The 1084-nt window shown below is 40.6% G+C and carries 1 protein-coding gene; it reads right to left on the minus strand.

Going from position 1 to position 1084, the window contains the following annotated elements; translation table 11 throughout:
- The coding region (locus UF75_RS25705; RefSeq protein WP_045577352.1) for an IS4 family transposase at positions 1–919 on the minus strand (919 nt) is incomplete at its 3' end.
- Positions 920–1084: the final 165 nt, after the last annotated feature.

Genomic DNA, 1084 nt, shown 5'->3' on the forward strand with positions numbered 1-1084 from the left:
GTTGCTTGATCCATTTGAAGAAAAGCTCGATTTGCCACCTGTAACGATAAATATCACCAATCTCTTCCGCCGTCATGTCAAAATCGTTGGTTAAAATCATGATGGCTTTGCCCTCGGTATCCTTCGTGATCACAAGCCGTAAGTCGTGTTCCATTCGTTTTTTCCCTTTACCCAGACGTACGATGAGGTCTTCTTCTATGACGCTCTCTTCGTCAACCTCAAGTTCTCTCAGGACTTCGACACAGGCGTTATTTTTTAATCGAGTGACGAAACGAATGCCATCTCTGCAATAACGATCAAACTGCTTATACTCTAAATATCCTCGATCAAAAACGTTTAAGGCATCCTCATCCTCAACAATCAGGAACTCCAGTTGGCTTTTGTCAGATTTACGAGCGACTGTAATCGTGGCTTCATCCGGTATAGGATCGCCATCAAATCGAATCCGTTGGTGGAGCTTCACGCCACCTTTCGTCTCTCTAAAATCTGCCCATAAATATTGAGAAAGACAAAGACTGATGGTTGAAGCATCGATCAAGTAGAGGCGACCTAAGGATTGACGTAGAGCCTTGAAACCCTGTTCTACTCCTAACGTTTGCACAATGCTTTTATGGATAAGGTCTGCAACATCGGTTGACATTTCTCTGAATCGTCGAGAAATCTGAGAAGTACTAATGGAGTCCAAGTGGATGGCTTTGGAAAACGCATCTTTGTTTAAACTGTTGCTGATCTCATCCAGACTTGTATATTCCTGCATTTCGGCGTTGATCACCAGCTGGACGAGTTGAACGGTTTTTAACTTCTTAACATACTTATCAACGGACTCAACTTTCCGACTAATTTTTCGCCAAAGATCCTGAGATAAAATTGGCCCCAACAATTGAAAAAGTGTGGATTTCGTGGTATTCTTGTCCTGCATTTTGTTTATCCTTATACTTAGATTTGGACAAGAACTACTCCATCTCTAATTATAAGGCTTTTTTATACCAAAATACAGGAATTTTGGTATATTATCTTCCAGTTTTGCCTTCTTATTCGATATATCGCAGCAAGGTCTTTCTTGACAATCTAACAATAATTTTAT

Source organism: Desulfosporosinus sp. I2, from assembly GCF_000960765.1.
Lineage (GTDB): Bacteria > Bacillota > Desulfitobacteriia > Desulfitobacteriales > Desulfitobacteriaceae > Desulfosporosinus.